The organism is Brevundimonas sp. AVps31 (genome assembly GCF_058681355.1).
In genome coordinates this window covers 1766538-1785076 of sequence record NZ_CM178736.1, presented here as the reverse complement: position 1 = coordinate 1785076, position 18539 = coordinate 1766538, and the positions used below count along the sequence as shown (strand labels likewise).

Annotated in this window: 19 protein-coding genes and 1 tRNA gene; 5 read left to right on the top strand and 15 right to left on the bottom strand. The window is 68.3% G+C overall.

Translation table 11 applies throughout. The features are described 5' to 3' along the window. Nucleotides 1–2: 2 nt before the first annotated feature. The 4 genes from ACW174_RS08555 to ACW174_RS08540 all read right to left on the bottom strand — a co-directional run bounded on the left by ACW174_RS08555 (nucleotide 3) and on the right by ACW174_RS08540 (nucleotide 4451). Nucleotides 3–470, bottom strand: coding sequence for a PTS sugar transporter subunit IIA (locus ACW174_RS08555; protein WP_492017220.1), 468 nt, complete (start codon nucleotides 468–470; stop codon nucleotides 3–5). A gap of 71 nt (nucleotides 471–541) precedes the next feature. Continuing rightward, nucleotides 542–1207 (bottom strand): ribosome hibernation-promoting factor, HPF/YfiA family, encoded by a 666-nt coding sequence (gene hpf / locus ACW174_RS08550; RefSeq protein WP_492017258.1) that lies wholly within the window; start codon nucleotides 1205–1207, stop codon nucleotides 542–544. A gap of 153 nt (nucleotides 1208–1360) precedes the next feature. Beyond that, the gene (gene rpoN / locus ACW174_RS08545) at nucleotides 1361–2866 is read right to left on the bottom strand and encodes an RNA polymerase factor sigma-54 (RefSeq protein ID WP_492017219.1); all 1506 of its coding nucleotides are present in this window, start codon (nucleotides 2864–2866) and stop codon (nucleotides 1361–1363) included. 535 nt (nucleotides 2867–3401) lie between these two features. After that, nucleotides 3402–4451, bottom strand: coding sequence for a LysR family transcriptional regulator (locus ACW174_RS08540; RefSeq protein WP_492017218.1), 1050 nt, complete (start codon nucleotides 4449–4451; stop codon nucleotides 3402–3404). On the opposite strand from ACW174_RS08540, the gene ACW174_RS08535 reads away from it, so the two are divergent. From ACW174_RS08535 to ku, 3 genes are all read left to right on the top strand, one after another. Next, nucleotides 4451–4780 (top strand): nuclear transport factor 2 family protein, encoded by a 330-nt coding sequence (locus ACW174_RS08535; protein WP_492017217.1) that lies wholly within the window; start codon nucleotides 4451–4453, stop codon nucleotides 4778–4780. The genes ACW174_RS08540 and ACW174_RS08535 overlap by 1 nt on opposite strands. Further along, a complete protein-coding gene (locus ACW174_RS08530; protein WP_492017216.1) occupies nucleotides 4777–5565 on the top strand; it encodes an SDR family oxidoreductase in 789 nt (262 codons plus the stop codon). The genes ACW174_RS08535 and ACW174_RS08530 overlap by 4 nt, the downstream gene beginning before the upstream one ends. A 111-nt stretch (nucleotides 5566–5676) precedes the next feature. Beyond that, nucleotides 5677–6564: a non-homologous end joining protein Ku gene (ku, locus tag ACW174_RS08525; protein WP_492017215.1), complete on the top strand. Its 888-nt coding sequence runs from the start codon at nucleotides 5677–5679 to the stop codon at nucleotides 6562–6564. A gap of 4 nt (nucleotides 6565–6568) precedes the next feature. Here ku and ligD read toward each other — a convergent pair whose 3' ends face one another. The 3 genes from ligD to ACW174_RS08510 all read right to left on the bottom strand — a co-directional run bounded on the left by ligD (nucleotide 6569) and on the right by ACW174_RS08510 (nucleotide 10022). Continuing rightward, nucleotides 6569–9163, bottom strand: coding sequence for a DNA ligase D (gene ligD / locus ACW174_RS08520; protein WP_492017214.1), 2595 nt, complete (start codon nucleotides 9161–9163; stop codon nucleotides 6569–6571). A 71-nt stretch (nucleotides 9164–9234) separates the two neighbouring features. Continuing rightward, nucleotides 9235–9840: a ClpP family protease gene (locus tag ACW174_RS08515; RefSeq protein WP_492017213.1), complete on the bottom strand. Its 606-nt coding sequence runs from the start codon at nucleotides 9838–9840 to the stop codon at nucleotides 9235–9237. Next, entirely contained in the window at nucleotides 9837–10022 is a 186-nt protein-coding gene (locus tag ACW174_RS08510) for a hypothetical protein (RefSeq protein ID WP_492017212.1), read from the bottom strand. Before ACW174_RS08510 ends, ACW174_RS08515 begins: the two co-directional genes overlap by 4 nt. Before the next feature lie 141 nt (nucleotides 10023–10163). Here ACW174_RS08510 and ACW174_RS08505 point away from each other — a divergent pair, with 141 nt between their 5' ends. Further along, entirely contained in the window at nucleotides 10164–10766 is a 603-nt protein-coding gene (locus ACW174_RS08505) for a DUF4142 domain-containing protein (RefSeq protein ID WP_492017211.1), read from the top strand. A gap of 78 nt (nucleotides 10767–10844) precedes the next feature. Here ACW174_RS08505 and ACW174_RS08500 read toward each other — a convergent pair whose 3' ends face one another. The 6 genes from ACW174_RS08500 to ACW174_RS08475 all read right to left on the bottom strand — a co-directional run bounded on the left by ACW174_RS08500 (nucleotide 10845) and on the right by ACW174_RS08475 (nucleotide 15308). Continuing rightward, a complete protein-coding gene (locus ACW174_RS08500) occupies nucleotides 10845–12182 on the bottom strand; it encodes an Hsp70 family protein (RefSeq protein WP_492017210.1) in 1338 nt (445 codons plus the stop codon). Nucleotides 12183–12379: 197 nt separating this feature from the next. Beyond that, entirely contained in the window at nucleotides 12380–13168 is a 789-nt protein-coding gene (gene lptB / locus ACW174_RS08495; RefSeq protein WP_492017209.1) for an LPS export ABC transporter ATP-binding protein, read from the bottom strand. 19 nt (nucleotides 13169–13187) lie between these two features. Continuing rightward, nucleotides 13188–13664: an LptA/OstA family protein gene (locus ACW174_RS08490; protein WP_492017208.1), complete on the bottom strand. Its 477-nt coding sequence runs from the start codon at nucleotides 13662–13664 to the stop codon at nucleotides 13188–13190. Further along, nucleotides 13664–14320: an LPS export ABC transporter periplasmic protein LptC gene (lptC, locus tag ACW174_RS08485; protein WP_492017207.1), complete on the bottom strand. Its 657-nt coding sequence runs from the start codon at nucleotides 14318–14320 to the stop codon at nucleotides 13664–13666. Before lptC ends, ACW174_RS08490 begins: the two co-directional genes overlap by 1 nt. Nucleotides 14321–14344: 24 nt before the next feature. Next, on the bottom strand, nucleotides 14345–14959 hold the full coding sequence (locus tag ACW174_RS08480; RefSeq protein ID WP_492017206.1) for a ribonuclease D: 615 nt from the start codon (nucleotides 14957–14959) through the stop codon (nucleotides 14345–14347). A 262-nt stretch (nucleotides 14960–15221) separates the two neighbouring features. Beyond that, nucleotides 15222–15308 (bottom strand) — tRNA-Leu (locus tag ACW174_RS08475). A 182-nt stretch (nucleotides 15309–15490) separates the two neighbouring features. Between ACW174_RS08475 and ACW174_RS08470 the strand changes: the two genes are divergently transcribed. Beyond that, nucleotides 15491–16462: a complex I NDUFA9 subunit family protein gene (locus tag ACW174_RS08470; protein WP_492017205.1), complete on the top strand. Its 972-nt coding sequence runs from the start codon at nucleotides 15491–15493 to the stop codon at nucleotides 16460–16462. Between the two features lie 7 nt (nucleotides 16463–16469). On the opposite strand, the gene ACW174_RS08465 is transcribed toward ACW174_RS08470, so the two are convergent. Both ACW174_RS08465 and ACW174_RS08460 read right to left on the bottom strand, forming a co-directional pair. Further along, nucleotides 16470–17276, bottom strand: coding sequence for an undecaprenyl-diphosphate phosphatase (locus ACW174_RS08465; protein WP_492017204.1), 807 nt, complete (start codon nucleotides 17274–17276; stop codon nucleotides 16470–16472). Nucleotides 17277–17303: 27 nt separating this feature from the next. Beyond that, nucleotides 17304–18458, bottom strand: coding sequence for a citrate/2-methylcitrate synthase (locus tag ACW174_RS08460; protein ID WP_492017203.1), 1155 nt, complete (start codon nucleotides 18456–18458; stop codon nucleotides 17304–17306). Nucleotides 18459–18539: the final 81 nt, after the last annotated feature.

Here is an 18539-nt window from a genome sequence, read left to right as displayed (position 1 = left end):
CGCTAGGCGGCCGTGGCCGGAGCCTTGTCGCGGACGAACAGGGCCCGGATGGCGTCGGGCGTGCGCGCCTGACGCAGTTGTTCGCGCATTTCGGGTGAGCGAAGCGCGCGGGAGACGGCGGCCAGGGCGCGCAGGTGCTCGGCGCCGTCGCTGGGCGGGGCGAACAGTGCGAACAACAGATCGACCGGGCGGTCGTCCACAGAGCCGTAGGCGACGGGGGTGTCCAGACGCACGAAGACCGCGGTCACGCGGCTGACGCCGTCCAAGCGGGCGTGCGGCACCGCGACGCCCGAGCCGAGGCCGGTCGAGCCGAGGGCTTCGCGCTCGAGCAGCGCTTCCAGAACGCGCCCCTCGGGCAGGCCCAGCGCCTGGGCGGCGGCGTCGGCCACCACGTGCAGAGCCTGACGCTTCGACGACGCGCCGCTGCGCAGGACGACGCCGCCGTCCGCCAGCAAATCACCGATGTCCATGGAAACCCCGACTACTCATCATCCCGGGTGGGCGGGCGCCGTTTAGAGCACCCGCCCCCTCGTGGGAAGCACTATGACGTACGACCGTTTACCGAACCGTGTCCGTTGAGTGAGACCGCCTGTCGTTCAGGGTCGATCCAGCCCACGTTGCCGTCCGGCCGGCGGTAGACCACCGACAGGCCGCCGTGGGCGGCGTTGCGGAAGACCACGACCGGGTAGCCGGTCATGTCCAGCTCGGCGACCGCGCGACCGACCGTGATCGTGCGAATTTCCGACTGGGTCTCCGCGATCACCATACCGACGGGCGGGGGGCCGTCCGGGGCGTTGGCGTCGCCGAAGGTTTCGTCCTCGACCTCGTCCGGATTTCTCAGGACGATGCTGCGGGCGACCTCGCGGGCCGCATCCTCGGTCTTTTCGGGCGAAAGGCCCTTGGGACCGATGTGATGGTCCTTGAGGCGGCGCTTGTAACGGCGGACCCGCTTCTCAAGCTTGTCGAGCGAGTCGGAGAAGGCGCCGTGGGCGTCTCCGCCAAGCCCGGTGGTGACGATGGCCTGTCCCGACGCAAGGCGGACCCAACAGTCCACCTTGAAGCCGTAACCGTCCTTCGACACCACGACTTCGGCGTTTTCAGCGCCGCGTTCGAAGTATTTTCCGATCCCGTCTTCGAGTTCCTGGGAGATGCGCGAGCCTAACGCTTCGCCGACATCTACGTGCTTGCCGCTCACTTGGACTTGCATGGTCATAGAACGCGACCGATGCGATTTGGTGTCAACGGAGAACGTCGAATTCGACAGTCACGCTTGCGCGATTGGTCGCATCTCGGCGGGCCGCGGACCGTCGGTCCTTCGGGACCTCCCGACCCGACGCGGCCGGGCGCTTCGCGCAGGCGGCTAGCCGGTCTTCAACATCCGCTTGCGCTCCACGGACGACGGAATTCGCAAGGCTTCCCTGTACTTGGCGACGGTGCGGCGGGCGATGTCGATGCCGGCCTCGCTGAGCAGTTCAACGATGCGGTCGTCGCTGAGGATGTCGCCGTCGCGACCCTCGCCGTCGATCATCGACTTGATCCGGTGGCGGACGGCCTCGGCCGAATGCAGGGCGCCGCCGTCGGAGGACTGTATGGCGGCGGTGAAGAAGAATTTCAGCTCGAACACGCCCCGGGGGGTGGAGACATATTTGTTTGAGGTGACCCGCGAGACCGTCGATTCATGCATGCCGATCGCGTCGGCCACGGTCTTCAGATTGAGGGGGCGCAGAAACTCGACGCCGAAGGCCAGGAAGGCGTCTTGCTGGCGCACGATCTCGGAGGCGACCTTGAGGATGGTCCTGGCCCGCTGATCGAGCGACTTGACCAGCCATGAGGCCTGGGCGGCGCAGTCGGCGACGAAGGTCTTGTCGACATCTGTCCGGGCCGCGCCGGCGACGACGCCGTGGTAGCGCTTGTCCATGATCAGGCGCGGCAGGGTGTCCGAGTTGAGCTCGACCTTCCAGCCGCCGGCCGGGTCGGCGCGGACGTGGACATCGGGAATGACGGTCTGCGCCGGCTCGCCGCCGAAGCCCGCGCCCGGACGCGGCGTCAGCGCCTTCAGCTCGGCGATCATCTCGGCCATGTCCTCGGCGTCGACACCGCACAGCTTGCGCAGGCCGGTCAGATCCCGCTTCGCCAGCAGGTCGAGGTTCTCCAGCAGGGTCGCCATAGCCGGATCGAAGCGATTGCGCTCGATCAGCTGCAGCTCGAGGCATTCGGGCACGGAGCGGGCCATCACGCCGGTCGGTTCGAACCCGTGGCAGGCCGCCAGCACCCGTTCGATCCGCTCGCCGTCCACGCCCAGCCGTTCAGCCGCCTCTGCCAGATCGCCGCGCAGGTAGCCGCCCTCGTCGACCATGTCGATCAGGGTCAGGGCGATGCCGTGGTCTGCGGGCGAGAAGCCGGCCTGCGAGGCCTGGGCCTGCAGATGCTCCCACAGGGTCGTCTCGCGGGTGTCGGGCTGTTCGCGCCCCTCCCCGTCCGGCAGGCCGCCGCCGGAGCCGGCGCGGGACCAGTCGGTGAGGCCGGGCTGGCCGTCGTCGGTGCGATCGGCGCCGCGTTCGCCCGGAGCGGAGTCGCCATAGACATCATCGCCGCGCGCATCGACCGCGTCGCCCGCGTCGCCGCTCCGGCCGTCCTCGAAGGTCATTTCGGCGCGATCGGCGACCTCGATCCGCTCGGGCGTGGCGTCATTGGCTTCGGAGGGATCGCCATCCTCGCGCTGCAGCAGGGGGTTTTTCTCCAGTTCGGCCTCGACGAAAGCCTCCAGCTCGAGGTTCGACAGTTGCAGCAGCTTGATCGCCTGCTGCAGCTGGGGCGTGATGACCAGCCCCTGCCCCTGTCTGATCTCCAGCCTTTGTCCGAGCACGTGGCCTCCCCTTGCCGGGCGAGTGGCCCGGAACTTGCTGTGGCGACCATGTCGCCGAACCGGTTAACAGCGATTGAAGCCGTCCGGAGACCCGACCGCCGCCCCGATCGGACGCGGCCGGGGGGGGGGGGGGGGGGGGGGGGGGGGGGGGCGGGGGGCCGCCCGTCACGGATCGGGGCCAACGCCGCGCAATCGACCGGCTCATCCGCCTCGGGGTCGTCTTCGGGGGTCGGCGCGGGGTCTGGCTCGTCGCATTTCCGCCAGCCCTCGCGGGCGGCGCGCTCCCGCAACGTCCGTTCCTTGAGGCCGTAACGCCAGCAGACCTGTTCGGCGGTATCGCCATCGAGATAGTAGCGCCGGGCGTCCGCCCAGAGTGCGGGCGAGTGAGCGGCGCGACCGCGCGGGGTGGCGATGGAAGCGTCTGGCGGCATGGGGCGATCCTCCTGTCGCGAGGATGATCGCACGCCGGTACGTCAAATTTGGTCGGATGGGGATAGGCGGCTCGGCGGAAGACGTAATGTCGCCCGCAGCGGGGTCAGGTTGTCGACGGCCTTTCAGCGTCGCTGTGGTCACTGTGCCGTCGGGCGAAATCCACGAACGCCTTGAACGCGGCCGGCGGATTTCGTCGGCTGGGATAGTAGAGGCTCAACGGTGGCAGGGTCGGCGTCCAATCCTCAAGCACGCGGACCAGGCGGCCGGCGTCTATGTCGTCCCGTACGTCGGATTCCATCGCCAGAGTGAGGCCGAAAGAGGCCAGCGCCGCAGCGCGTGCGAGGCTCGCTTCATCGAGGGTCAGGACGCCCTCGACATCGATATGGACGCTCTGCCCATCCTTCCGGAACGGCCAGCGGTGGATGGCTCCGTTCGGAAGACGGACGCGGAGGCACGCATGGCCGGCGAGATCCTGCGGGACCACAGGCGTCCCGCGCGCCGCCAGATAGCCCGGCGAACCCACCACGACATTCCGCCGCGCGCGGCCGAGTGGAAGGCCGATCATGTCAACCGGCACATGGTCAGCGCCGCGGATGCCGAAGTCGAAGCCGCCCGCGACGATGTCCACCAGACGGCCTTCGGTGACGACATCGATGTGCACCTCCGGGTGCTCTTGCAAGAACGGCAAGACGAGCCAGGAGAAGATCTCCCGCGCCGCTGTCGGGAAGGCGTTGATGCGCAGCGTGCCCGAAGGCGTGGCCTGCTGACCGCGCGCCATATCCATCGCCGCATGGATGTCCCGCACCGCAGGCGCGACCTGCGCGACAAACTGTTGGCCCGCCTCCGTCAGGGAGACGCTTCTTGTCGTCCGGTTGAACAGCCTGACGCCGAGCGTGCGCTCAAGCTTTCCGACCGCGTTGCTCAACGCGGTGGTCGATACCCCCAGATCCAAGGCAGCCGTGCGGAACTTGCCCAATCGCGCGACCGTCAGAACGGCATCCAGTTCAGTCAGCGCGTTGGCCGGCATTGTCCTGATTTTCGAGATGAGACGTTCCTGATCATCCCGATTATCGCAAGACATGTCCATGGCTACCTTGACTGACAGGGCATCAGCAGCCGTCCCGGCTGCGGATACAGCCAGCAGGAGTGACAATGTCTATCGAACTTCCCTCACCCATCGCCGACTATGTCGCCGCCAACGCGCGGCTCGACCTAGACGGGATGGTCAAGCCCTTCGCCGCCGACGCGGTCCTTCTGGACAACGGCAAACGCTTTGTGGGCCATGGCGAGATCCGCGGTCTGCTTGAAGAGATGGTGGTCGACCTCAAGGCGATCTTCACCCCCGACACAGTCCGACACGAGAACGGTCAGGTCGTGGTCGAAGGGCCGGCGCAGGGCGACTTCAAGGGCAGCCCGATCCACTTCACCTATCGCTTCGACCTCGACGGCGACGCCATCAAGGCCGTGGAGATCACGGCATGAGCGTCCCGTCGAATCCGAACGAGTTCAAGGGCAAGCGCGTCCTCGTCAGCGGCGGGACCAAGGGTCTGGGTCGCGCCACCGTCGATCGCTTCCTGGCCGGCGGCGCCCAGGTGATCACCTCGGCCCGTAGTGCTCTGGAGCCCATGGAGGGCGTCGAGTTCGTCCAGGCGGATTTAGCGACGGCCGAGGGCGCGGAAGCCTTGGCCAAGGCGGCGCTCGAGCGTCCGGGCGGCATCGACATCCTCGCCCACGTGCTTGGGGGTTCGGCCACTCCGGGCGGCGGCTTCGTGGCCCTGACGGACGATCACTGGCTCTCAGAACTGAACCTGAACCTTTTGGCCGCCGTCCGCCTGGACCGTCTGCTGATCCCCCAAATGATCGAACGGGGCTCCGGCGCCGTGGTCCACGTGACCTCCATCCAGTCGGTTCTGCCGCTCCCGGACGCGACCACCGCCTACGCATCGGCCAAGGCGGCGTTGCGGACCTACAGCAAGTCCATCTCCAAGGAACTCGGGCCCAAGGGCGTGCGGGTCAACACCGTGTCCCCCGGCTGGATCATGACCGAGGGGACCGACGTATTCCTCAAGCGCCTCCAGGACGCCAACGGCGGCACGCTCGAAGATGCCCGCCAGCTGGTCCTGAACGGCCTGGGTGGAATCTCCATCGGTCGCGGCGCCGAGCCTTTCGAGGTCGCCGAAGCCATCGCTTTCCTGGCCTCGGATCGCGCAAGCTCGATCCACGGGTCCGAAATCGTCGTCGACGGAGGAACGGTGCCGACAGTCTAGCCCGGAACGGCCGGTGGCGCCCTGAGCGCTCCGATGTCGAGGTCCGCCGCCGCCCCTGAACCACTTCCCCTCGCCCCACGTTAGGTCGTGGGAAGAACTGGAGGCTGGATCATGGTTGCGCGACCGACATGGCAGGGACATCTGAAGCTGTCGCTGGTGAGCTGCCCCGTGGCGCTCTACACGGCGACCAGCAGCACCAATGACGTGCGGTTCCATCTCATCAATCCCGAGACCAACAATCGCATCCGCATGGTGCCGACGGACCCGGACACGGGCCCGATCGAGCGCAGCGATCTGGTGAAGGGGTATGAGGTGTCGAAGGACGAGTACGTCCTGTTCGACGACGCTGATTTCGACAAGGTGAAGCTGGAGAGCACCAAGGCCATCTCCATCGACAAGTTCGTGGACGAGAGCGACATCGACCGCCTGTACTGGGACTCCCCCTTCTTCGTGACGCCCGAGAAGGGCGCGGGGATCGAGGCCTTCGTGGTTATTCGCGACGCCATGAAGAAGCAGGGCAAGGTGGCGCTGGGGTCGCTGGTGCTGCGCGGCAAGGAGCGTCAGCTGGCGCTGGAGGTGCGCGACAAGGGGCTGATCGCCTGGACCCTGAGGGCGCACGACGAGGTGCGCGAGGCCGGTGACTATTTCGACGACATCCCGACCGTGAAGGCCGATGCCGACATGGTCGAGATCGCCACCCGGATCATCGGCCAGAAGGAGGCGGATTTCGACCCGACCACCTTCAAGGACGGTTATGACGACGCCCTGCGCGCGATGATCAAGACCAAGACCAAGGGCGGCAAGGGCACGGTGGAGGCCGCCGAGCCGGAGGACACCAATGTCATCGACCTGATGGCCGCGCTGCGGAACAGCCTGAAGGGGTCGTCGTCTCCCGCGAAGAAGGCGCCGGCCGCGAAGACGACCAAGACGGCGGCTGCGAAAAAGCCGGCGGCGAAGAAGACGCCCGCGAAGAAGGCCGCCGGCAAAAAGGCGGCCTGACGCGTCAGTCCACACCCAGCCGCTTCAGCAGAGGGCGCAGCGAGGTTTCGGCCTTGCGGAAGTCGGCCCACGGATCCGGCTTTTTCAGCAGGGTCGCGGCGTCGTGCAGGGTGAAGGCCTTGGGGTCCAGACCCTTGCGGACCTGCGCCCACGACAGGGGGAAGGCGATCCCCGCGCCCGGGCGCGCGCGCGGCGACCAGGGGGCCACCGCCGTGGCCATCCGTCCGTTGCGCAGATAGTCGATGAAGATCTTTCCGCCCCGTGCCTTCTTGGCGAGGGTGGTCGTGAAGCGGTCGGGATCGTCGCGACGGACCTCTTCCGACACCGCCTTGGCGAAGGCCTTGCACTGGTCCCACTCGACACGGCTGCGACCGTCGGCGCGGATGGGGACGACGACGTGCAGGCCCTTGCCGCCGGTCGTCTTCACGAAGGGCGTCAGGCCCAGCGCTTCCAGCTTCGCCTTTATGGTCTTGGCGGCGGCGATGACGTCTTCAAACGAAAGCCCCTCGTCGGGGTCGAGATCGAAGGTCACCTGCTCCGGGGTTTCGGGATCGCCCGGCTTGCAGCCCCACGGATGGAGCTCCAGCCCGCCCGACTGGCCGATGGCGACCAGTCCACCCGCGTCAACGACGCTGACATAGGGTTTGCGCTCCTTCACATCGATCAGCTTCAGGCGCGGGTTGGAGCCGGGCATGGCGTGGCGCTGGAAGAAGGTCTCGCCCCCGATGCCGTCCGGGGCGCGGATGATCGACACGGGGCGGTCCGCGACGTGGGGCAGGATGCGTTCGGCCGCCATCTCGTAGTAGCGGACCAGATCGGCCTTGGTGATGGCCGGGCGTCCGTCCAGCGCGGGCCACAGCACCTTGTCGGGGCTGGAGATGGCCACGCCGGCGACGACGAGCTTGCCGCCCGGCTTGCGGTTCGGGGAGGGCTCGCCCGGGACCGCGATGGGGGGCACCTGCGTCCCCGCCTTCGGCTTCACCGGGGTCCGGGGCTGTTCCGTCACATCCCTGGCCGGCTTGTCCTCGCGCAGGCCCTTGAAGGCCGCCTGCCGGAGCGTGCCGCTGTCGGTGTAGCCGCCGTGCTCGATCTCCGCGACCAGCACCGGCTTGACCCAGTGCACCGTGTGCGGGCCGGAGCGGCGCTTGGGGGCCTCCTTGCCGACGAAGGGGCTACGGTCTGTGGCCGCTGCCTTCAGGGCGGGCTCCAGCGTCTTCAGCACGGAGGCGGAATAGCCCGTCCCGACCCGGCCCAGATGGCGCAGGCCGTCCTTCTCGCGCACGCCGACGATCAGGGAGCGGAAGCGGCTGCCCTCGGACGTCCAGCCGCCGATCACCACCTCGTCCCCGCCCCGGCATTTCGACTTCAACCAGCTGGACGAACGGCCGTCGCGGTAGGGGGCGTCCAGCTTCTTGGAGATGACGCCTTCCAGATCCATCCGGCAGGCGCTGAGCAGGACGGCCTGACCGGTCGAGCCGAAATGGTCGACGTAGCGGACCCGCTTGCGCGCGCCCTTGGCGATACGGTCGAGGTAGGCCTGCAGGCGCGCCTTGCGGTGCGACAGGGGAAGGTCGCGCAGATCCTCCGCCCCCTCGAACAGCAGGTCGAAGGCGAAATAGACCAGGGTTCCGGTGGCCTGATCGGAGATCGCCGCCTGCAGGGCCGAGAAGTTGGGGCGGTGCTCGGCGTCCAGCGCGCACAGTTCGCCGTCGATCACGGCGTCCGGCCAGGTCGCGGCGTCGGCGGCCAGCTCCGGGAATTTCGCCGTCCAGTCCAGACCGTTACGGGTTCGCACCGTGGCCCGGCCTCCGCCCGTGGAGACCTGCAGGCGGTAGCCGTCGAACTTGATCTCATGCACCCAGCCCGCATCGCCGGGCGGATAGTCGACCGCCTTGCACATCTGCAGCGGCAGGAAGGCGTGGGGCGTGTTGGCCTTGGCCGTGACCGCCGCCCGCGCCTTCGGCTTCGCCGGGGCCTTGCGCGACACCGGCTTTGATGAGGTCCACTGCGTCTTGCCCTCGGCGATCTCGGCCAGGCTGCGACCCGTGGTGACGGAGGCGTCGATCTCCATATTGGCGTCGCCCTCGCCCGGGACGGCGTGCTCGTCCTTCTCCTTGATGAGCAGCCAGTTGTTGCGCTTTGACGGCTTGCCGCGATCGGACTTCAGACGCACCAGGGCCCAGCCGCCCTTCAGCCGCTCGCCCTCCAGCCACATCTTCACCGAGCCCTTGGCGAAATCCGCGTCCAGGGTGTCGGGCGACTGGGGGGTCCAGGTTCCGGCGTCCCACATCTGCACCGTGCCCGCGCCGTAGTTGCCGCCGGGGATGGTCCCCTCGAAGCCGCCGTACTCCAGCGGGTGATCCTCGACCTCGACCGCGAGCCGCTTGACCGCGGGATCGCGCGACGGGGCCTTGGTCACGGCCCAGGACTTCAACACGCCGTCCTGCTCGATGCGGAAGTCGTAGTGTAGCCGGGTGGCAGCGTGGCGCTGGATCAGATAGCGGCGGGTCGCGCTTTTCGCCCGCCCCTTGGCGCCTTTCGGCTCGGGCGTCTCGGCGAAGCGCCGCTTGTTCCGGTAGGTCTCCAGCTCCCCGCGCATGTCGTCGTCCTCACCCGTTCCGGAGCGTCAACGCGCAAGAGGCCGGTTTGATCTGTTCGGCGCGGCGGGACTCAGATCACCGCCTCGACCAGACCACGGGCCTGCGCCTCATTGGCCTCAAGATACCAGTTGTCGGGCGCGCGCTGTAGCACCTCGTCCATGGTGATGTCGGAGCCGCGGATAAGGTTCTCGAAGCCTTCGTTCTGGATGGCGATCGAGTGTTCCAGCTCATGCAGCAGGGCCTTCACCGGGGCGATGCAGGAGGTCAGGGGGCCGCAGACCTGCAGCACCTTTTCCATCTTCCGCTCGTGGATCATCACCCGCGTGCCGCGCGTCAGGTAGCGGTTCTCGCGGGCGAAGAAGCTCATGACGGTGGCGCCGGCGGAATAGATGGCCGCCTTGCCGAGAAAGACCAGACGGCGGTCGGGGCGGTCCTCGCTGTGGAAGCGGATGTCCTCCCCGATCATGCGGGCCACCTCGGGATCGCCGCCGAGGGTGGACAGTTCGGCGACCACCAGACCGGTGACGGGCGCGGCTTCCAGCTGCTGGCGGAAGCGCTCGTACATGGCGTAGTCGACCGCGCCCGCGAGCAGGATTTTCGGGCAGGCGAAATCGCGCGCGCTCAGGGGCCGCGCGAGGTCGGGCGCGGCGACATCGGGGACAGCGGCGACGCTCATCCCTGACGCACCTCATAGCCTCGCGACGCCGCCCAGCTACGGGCTTCGTCCAGCGAGAAGAAGGGGTGCATCTGGTCCCGGACCGAGCCGTGATCGTCGGTCAGCTCACACTCCCACCAGCGGATGGTGCGGTGATCGCGGGTGCGGCGTTCGACGGGGATCAGGACAGCATAGGGGGTCATGGGTCCCTTCCTCTCGAACAGCGGGTCCGATGAACACCCGATCCGGCGGAGCGTTCCTGTGTCGGCTATCGGGCGCAGGCGGGGGGCATGGAACGGGCGCGCGGCGCAACGGTTGGGAGGGCCTCCGAGGGAGGATTTCCAATGCAACGACTTTACATCATGGGCGCCTGCGCGCTCGCCCTGACCGCCGCCGCCTGCCAGCAGGAAACGGGTGGCGCGCCCGACCAGCAAAACCAGGCGGTCAACGCCGTGCAGGACACCGCCGCGGGCGTGACCGGCGCTGTGGCCGGACCGGCGGGCGCCGCGACCCCCGCCATGTTCGTCTCCAATGCGGCCATCGGCGGCATGTATGAGGTCGAGGCCGGGCGCATCGCCGCCGAGCGCTCGACCAACCCGCGCATCAAGGAACTGGGCCAGATGATGGTCACCGACCATACGGCGGCCGGCAATGAGCTGAAGCCGATCGCGGCGGCCGCGAACCTGACCGTGCCGACGGCGCTGGACCAGCGGCATCAGGGCCTGATCGACAACCTGCGCGGCGCCAGCGATCAGGACTTCGACCGGGTCTACCTGCAGCAGCAGGAAGCGGCCCACAACGAGACCGCCGCCCTGCTGGGCAGCTACAACCAGATGGGCGACAACGCGGCCCTGAAGGCCTGGTCCACCAAGACCCTGCCGGTGGTGCAGGCGCATCAGCGGATGGTCGACCAGATGGACGAAGCGAACGCCGACACGGCGCGCTGATCGTATCAGCATGAACTGAAAAGCCCCGGCCGTGGAAGCGGTCGGGGCTTTTTGCTGTCCGGCGGGCGGGGCCGACCGTCAGCCCTGCGCCAACCCGCCGCCCAGTCGCTCGCTCCAGACGTCGAGATTGGCTTCGCGCCCGATCAGGGCCAAGCCCGAGGCGATGGATTCAAACTCGCCGCCGGTCTCGATCCGGTCGGCGCCGAAGCGGCGGCGGAAGATGTCACGGACGGCGGGCACGAACGAGGTGCCGCCAGTGAGGAAGACGCGGTCGATCTGGCCCGGCTGCAGCCCGGAGCGCTGGATGGCGTCATCCACGGCGGTCTCGATCACCGCGAGTTCCGGCGCGATCCAGCCTTCGAACTGCGCGCGACTGACAGGGGTCTCGATCCGGATGGAGCCGGCGACGAAGGCGAAGTCGGCGGTGTCATCGGTGGACAGGGCCATCTTAAGCGCGGCCACCGCCCGGTAGAGCGCGTAGCCGTGATTGTCGTCGAGGACCTCGATCATCCGATCCAGCTTTTCAGGCTCCATGGCCGTGCGGGCCAGGGCGCGGATGTCGCGCATGTCCTTGGACGCCCGCAGCAGGGCCAGCTGGTCCCAGCGCGCAAACGCGGCGTAGTAGCGCTGGGGAATCGGGAGGGTCTTGCCGAAGGTGCGGTATTCGCCGCCCTTGCCCAGCTCGGGCGACACCAGGTTGTCGATGATCCGGTAGTCGAACGCGTCGCCGGCCACCCCGACGCCCGACCGGGCCAGCGCGGTGGACCGGAGGCCTTCGGGCGCACGTTCGAAACGGACGACGGAAAAATCGCTGGTCCCGCCGCCGAAGTCGGCGACGAGCACATTGGCGTCCGTCTGGAGCGTGCGCGCGAAGAAGAAGGCGGCCCCGATGGGTTCGTAGGCGTAGCGGATGTCGGTGAAGCCGAGCCGGGCGAAGGCGGCCTCATAGCGCCGGAGCGCCAACTGTTCATCCGGGGCGCCGCCGGCGAAGGTCACGGGTCGGCCGACGATAACGCGCGCCGGCAGGACCGCCATGTCTTCACCGCCATGGGCGCGCAGGCGCAGCAGGAAGGCGCTGAGCAGGTCCTCAAACTTGTACCGCCGGTTATCGATGACCGTATCGGTGAAGGCGGCGTTGGCGGCGAAGGTCTTGAATGACTGGATGAAGCGCGTCTCCAGCGCGTCCTCGACATAGGCCTCGATAGCCCACGGCCCGGCCTCGACGATGCGTTCCGGGGGCTGATCGCCCGGTCCCTGATGCATCTGGAAACTGAGCGTCGAGCGGAAGGCGGTCACCTGACCGGTGGGCGCATCCAGACGCAGAACGGTCGCCTCGCCATCGGCGCCCGCGATCGCCACGACGGTGTTCGTGGTTCCAAAGTCGATACCCACGGTGGGGGCGATGGCGGAGGTCATTCAGGCGGCTCACGGCGGTGGGCGGCGTTCCTAGCGCAGAAACGTCGACAAAGCTCCCGCGCGATTTTCAGGGCCGCGCGGCCGCATGGGCCGAGGCGAAGGGCATGATGAGGATCCGGCGGCTCAAGCGCCTGCTCTGCGGCGGCGCTGCTCCACGCCGTCGGTGCTCCCCTTCCCCAACGGGGAGGAATGATCGGCTATTTGTACATGTCGCCGAGGTAGACGCGGCGGACTTCGGGGTCGCGGATGACGTCCTCGGCCTTGCCCTCGAACAGGACCGAGCCGCCCGAGATGATCGAGGCGTGGTCGATGATTTCCAGCGTCTCGCGGACATTGTGGTCGGTGATCAGGACGCCGATGCCCTGACCGGCCAGATAGCGGATGACCTGACGAATGTCGGCGATGGCCAAGGGGTCGATGCCGGCGAAGGGTTCGTCCAGCAGCATGAAGCTGGGGTTGCCGGCCAGGGCGCGGGCGATCTCGCAACGACGACGCTCGCCGCCCGACAGGCCCGAGGCCGGGGCGTGGCGCAGGTGGTCGATGCGGAGCTCTTCCAGCAGGCGGCCGGTTTCCTCGGCGATCTTCTGGCGGTCGGTCTGGTGCAGTTCGACGACGGCGCGGATGTTCTGTTCGACCGTCATGCCGCGGAAGATGGAGGCTTCCTGCGCCAGATAGCCCAGACCCATGCGGGCGCGCTGGTACATCGGCTGGGCCGTGATGTCCTCGCCGTCCAGCCAGATGGAGCCGCTGTCAGGCGGGATCAGGCCGGTGATCATGTAGAAGCAGGTGGTCTTGCCCGCGCCGTTGGGGCCGAGCAGGCCCGCGACCTCGCCCCGCTGGACCGTCAGGGAGACGTCGCGGACGACCTGACGCGGACCGAAGGAGCGGGCCAGGTGCTCGGCGCGCAGGCCCGTCGCGCGCGTGGCTTCGACCGGCGCCGGGGCGGCGTCATTGACGTTGAGGGCGGAGAGTTCCTTGCGGGCCACGGGCGCTCCGAGCCGAAGCTCAGTTCCCCCGGTCGGGGTAGAAGACGCCCTGGACGCGGCCGCCGGAGCCGCCTTCCATCTGCGCGGACTCGGTGCGGGTGTTGTAGACCAGCCGCGCGCCGGTGATGACGTTCTCGCCCTGGGTCAGGATGACGTCGCCGGTCAGGATGATGGTGTCGTTGTTGGGCGTGTAAACGGCGCGGTCGCCGCGAATGGTCTGTTCCGGGGTGACGAAATAGACGCTGCCCGAGGCCTCGACGCGGTTGAGCGATCCGTTGGCGACGGCGCCCTCAATCCGGTCGGCCCGAATGCGGTTCTCACCTTGGGTTAGCTCGGCCCGGCCGCGCAGCGACAAGGAGGTGGCGGTGTAGGCGGTCTCATCCGCCCCCCAGAAAATTGGCTGGTCGCCCCGGAAGCTCTGGGCGTCGCCCACGGTCGGCAGGGCCATCAGGCCGATGCCGATCACCACGGCGGTCAGGAGTCTGGTCTTGATCATCAGTTCGATCCCGCCGGGTTGATGGTCCCGCGCACCTTGTTGTCGCCCGTACCACTGAACACGACCCGTTGGCCCTGTTCATAGATCGCATAGGACGAAGCGTTGATGGTTCCAAGAGGGCCGGAGCCCTGAACACCCTTATCACCGGTGACGACGCCGGTGGAGGTGTTCACCACCGCCTCGGGCGTGACGAGGGTAAAGCCGGAGCCGCCGTCGGAAATCCGGACGTTCGGACCGATCGTCACGGTCTTGCCCGCCTCGTTATATTCGCCGCCGTCGGCCGTCAGTGTGGTGACCTTGCGGCCGCCGAGGTTGAGACGCAGCGCCGGGCCGATCAGGCGGAAGCGACCGGTGTTCGGATCGCGCACCGCGCCCTTGGCGCCGACGACGAAGCTGCGGCCCTCGGCGTCCTGACCGTGGAACATGGGGTTGTCGAGGCGGACCTCGCGGCTGGTCCCCGCCTTGCGCTCGACGTCGGACATGACGGTGCGCAGGACGATCCAGCTGACGGTGCCGCCGGCCAGAACGATGATGAGCACCGGCAGGAGGCGACGCAGAAGCTGGACCCGGCGCGAGCGCGAGCGGAAGGCCGAGGCCGTCGCGGCGACGCGCGCCTCGTCCTGGGCGTTACGGGTCTCGACCGGCTCATTGCTCATCAGGCGACGCGCTCTCGCAGGGGCTTACGCATGGGCGAAGATGTCCTGTTCATCCCAGCCGGCCAGATCCAGAGCCGAGCGCGTGGGCAGGAATTCGAAACATTTGCGGGCCAGTTCGGTGCGACCCTCCCGCTCCAGCATCTCGTCCAGCCGGGCGCGGACGGCGTGCAGGTAGAGGACGTCGGAGGCGGCGTAGTCGAGCTGGGCCTGGGTCAGGACGGGCGAGCCCCAGTCGCTGGACTGCTGGGCCTTGGACAGCTCCACGCCGGCGCATTCTCGCACCACGTCCTTGAGGCCGTGACGGTCGGTATAGGTGCGGGCCAGCTTGGAGGCGATCTTGGTGCAGTAGACGGGGCGGGTCTCGACCCCGAGGTGGAGCTGGAACATGCCGATGTCGAAGCGGCCGAAGTGGAACAGCTTGAGCACGTCCGGATCGGCCATGACGCGCTTCAGGTTCGGGCAGTCATAGGCGGGCCGGTTCAGACGCACGACATGGGCGTCGCCGTCGCCGGACGACAGCTGGACCACACACAGGGGGTCGCGGCGGAAGCGCAGGCCCATGGTTTCGGAATCGACGGCCACCACCGGGCCGAGGTCCAGGTCGTCGGGCAGGTCGCCTTCGTGCAGATAAACAGTCATGGGCTGTAGGTAGCGCCTCGCTGCATCGGAGGCGAGGGCAATCACGGCTGACGGAGCCCGGAAAGTGGCTAGTGGTTAGTGGTTAGTGGGTGGCCGGCTCGCTGATCGTGGTCGCCGCGCGCCGTCGCCGGCAGCATCGAACCACTAATCACTAAACACTGGCCACTTCGCCGCACCGGCCTGTCAGGACCGCGCACAGATCAACATCGAGCCAGAAAGAGAAAAGGCGCCGCATCGAACGATGCAGCGCCTTTTCAATAATTGGTGCCCAGAAGAGGACTCGAACCTCCACGACCTTTCGATCACTGGCACCTGAAGCCAGCGCGTCTACCAATTCCGCCATCTGGGCCAAACGTCCGTGCCGCGAGCGGCGTTTCCGTCTGGAAGGCGCGGACCTCTAAGGCAGTGATTGTTGCGGGTCAACAACCTTTTCCGGCATTTTTTGCGTTTGCGTTGCGGGCCGTGCGGCCATCGTCTAATCCCCGCCCCTGCAAGGGTTATCCCGCGCGCCGTCCGCCTTTGGAGTCTGACATGAGCGAAGTCGCCCCCGGCCTGATCACCGTCTTCGGCGGTACGGGATTCGTCGGCAGCCAGGTGGTGCAGGCGCTGGCCCGCCAGGGCTGGCGCATCCGCGTGGCCTGCCGCCGTCCGGACCGCGCCTACAAGCTTCAGACCGCCGGCACGGTCGGCCAGATCAAGGCCGTCCGCTGCGACGCCGGCGACGCCGCCCAGGTGGCTGAAGCGATCCACGGCGCCAATGCGGTGATCAATCTGGTCGGCATCCTGTATGAGACGCCGGGCCGCACATTCGAGACCATGCACGTGGGCGTGTCGCGCACCATCGCCGAGGCCTGCGCCGCCGCCGGCGTGGACCGTCTGGTGCAGATGTCGGCGCTGGGCGTCAGCCCGGAGAGCGACAGCGACTACGCCCGCACCAAGGCCGCCGCCGAGATGGCGGTGCGCGAGGTCAAGCCGGACGCCGTGATCGTGCGCCCGTCGGTCGTCTTCGGCGCCGGCGACGACTTCCTGAACAAGTTCGCCAAAATGGCCCAGATGGCGCCCGTCCTTCCCTTGATCGGCGGCGGCCAGACGAAGTTCCAGCCGGTCTATGTCGGCGACGTGGCCGAGGCCCTCGCCCGCGCGGCGGGCCGCGCCGAGGCCGCCGGCCAGACCTATGAGCTGGGCGGACCGGCGGTGATGACCTTCGAGGACGTGCTGCGTCTGGTGGCGCGCGAGACCTATCGCACGCCGGGCTTCGTGCCCCTGCCCTTCGCCTTGGCGAAGATGCTGGGCTCGCTGGCGCAGATCCCGGCCATCCTCGGCTTCAAGCCGGTGCTGACGAAGGACCAGATGGTCCTTCTGGAAACCGACAATGTCGTGGCCGCGGACGCGCAGGGCCTGGCCGCGCTGGGCATCGAGCCGACCGGCGTCGAGGCCGTGGCGGCCGGCTATCTGTGGCGCTACCGCCGCGGCGGCCAGTTCGCGGAAGCCGCGGCGGCCTGACCGGAGGTCAGAAGCCGCCCGTCACCGCCAGCCCGATCAGACCCACGACCCCCACCGCGATCCGCCACCAGGCGAAGGGCGCGAAGCCGTGCCTGCTGACGAAGTCGAGCAGGAATTTCACCACCGCCAGCGCCGTCAGGAAGGCGACCACGAAGCCGATGCCGATCAGGCCCGCGTCGCTGAAGTCCAGGTCGCCCCAGCTCTTGTATAGATCGTAGGCCACCGCGCCGCCCATGGTGGGCAGGGCGAGGAAGAAGGTGAACTCGGCCGCCGACCGCTTGTCCGTGCCCAGCAGAAGACCGCCCGCGATGGTGGCGCCCGAACGGGACACGCCGGGCACCATGGCCAGACACTGGAAGGCGCCGATGAGGGCGTAGACCCGGAACGGATAGGTGTTCACGTCCAGATATTTCGGGACCGTCTTCATCCGGTCCAGCAGCAGCAGAAGCACGCCCCCGACGATCAGGGCGATGCAGATGATGAGCGGCGATTCGAACAGCACCTGCTTGATCAGATCATAGGCCACCACACCGATGACGGCGGCGGGCAGGAAGGCCAGCAGGACGCCGATGATGAAATGGCGCACGCCGGGATCGAAGGGCCAACGCGTCGCCAGCGTCCACAGGCGGCTGAAATAGACGCTGATGATGGCCAGGATGGCGCCCAGCTGGATGACGATCTCGAACGTCTTGCCGGTGCTCTCGAAGCCCAGGAAATGGCCCAGCAGCAGCAGATGTCCGGTGGATGAGACCGGAATGAACTCGGTCAGGCCTTCGACCAGACCGAGGATGATCGCTGACAGCCAATCCGGCATGAACGCCCCTTGAGAGAACAGTCCGGGTCAGTGCGCGCCCGGTTCCGGCCCCACATAGCGCAGGCGCGCCCGGATAGGCGAGCCGTCCAGTATCTGATCCAGCGCATGGGCCAGAAGGCCCGCGAGCCGGCCGACCAGCAGGATGTCCTGCGCCCCGTCCCGCGGCAGCTCCATGCGACGGGCCGCGGCGGCGAGGGCCAGGGGGAAGCCCGGCGCACTCCCGATCGCCGCCTCGCCGTCGCGCAGCACCCGGGCCAGATCCGGCGGCAGGTCGGCGGCGGCCAGAAGGGCTGCGGCGCGCGGGTCGCCCGAGGGCCAGTCCGGGTCGCCGAAGCCCGCCTGATCGAGATCGCGGGCGGCGTCGGCGGGATGGCGGCGGGCGGCGTTGATCCAGCCCGAGGCCCGCGCGGCCTGGGCCAGCGTCGGGGATGCCGTCACCACGGCCAGACCCGCCAAAGCGGCGGCGGCGGGCGAGGCTCCACCGCCGGCCACGGCGCGGGCGGCGATCACAGCGGCGTCCATGCCCACATCGGCGGACAGGACCAGAGCCCGGCGGATCAGCGCCGCATCCCGCTCGGGCGCCTTCCAGAACCTTGCGAGGCGCTGGTGCAGGAACAGGCGGGGACCGGATCCCGCGACGGCGTCCACGGCCTCGTCCAGCACACGGGCGCATTCGATGCGCAGGGCCTCGGGGTCGCGCGACCGTGTCCCGGCGTCCTCGTCGGCGCGACGCGACAGGGCGGTGAACAGGCGGGCGCGCGCCGAGCCGCCGGGCGTGACGCCGACGCGCGGCCGGATCTCGGCGAAGGGATTGGCGGCGCGGGCGGCCCACAGACAGCGGGACACATCCTCCAGCGTCGCGGTGTCGGACAGCTGGACCGCATCGAGCCCGCGATAGAAGAGCCGGCCCGAGGCGACGACGCTGACCGAGGAAGCCAGATCGGCCTCACCGCGCCCGGCGGGCCCGCGTTCGACGCGATGCGGGGCCTCGCGGTCGTCGACTGGGGCACCGGTCAGACGGTCGATGTCGCGCGCGGCGTAAAGGCTGCGACGGGGGTCCTTGGGGTCAGGACGAGCCGTGATGCGGCCGCGGCTGACGTAGGCGTAGAGCGTCTGGGCCTTGACGCCCAGTCGCCCGAGGGCCTCGCTACGGCCGATCCAGCGTTCGGCGGAGGTGTCCATTGCCGTCTCCTCCGGGCACGATGAACGCCCGGAAACCATAGTTCGGCAGGGAGCATGCGGCGGTTTCGTGACGAACACGCT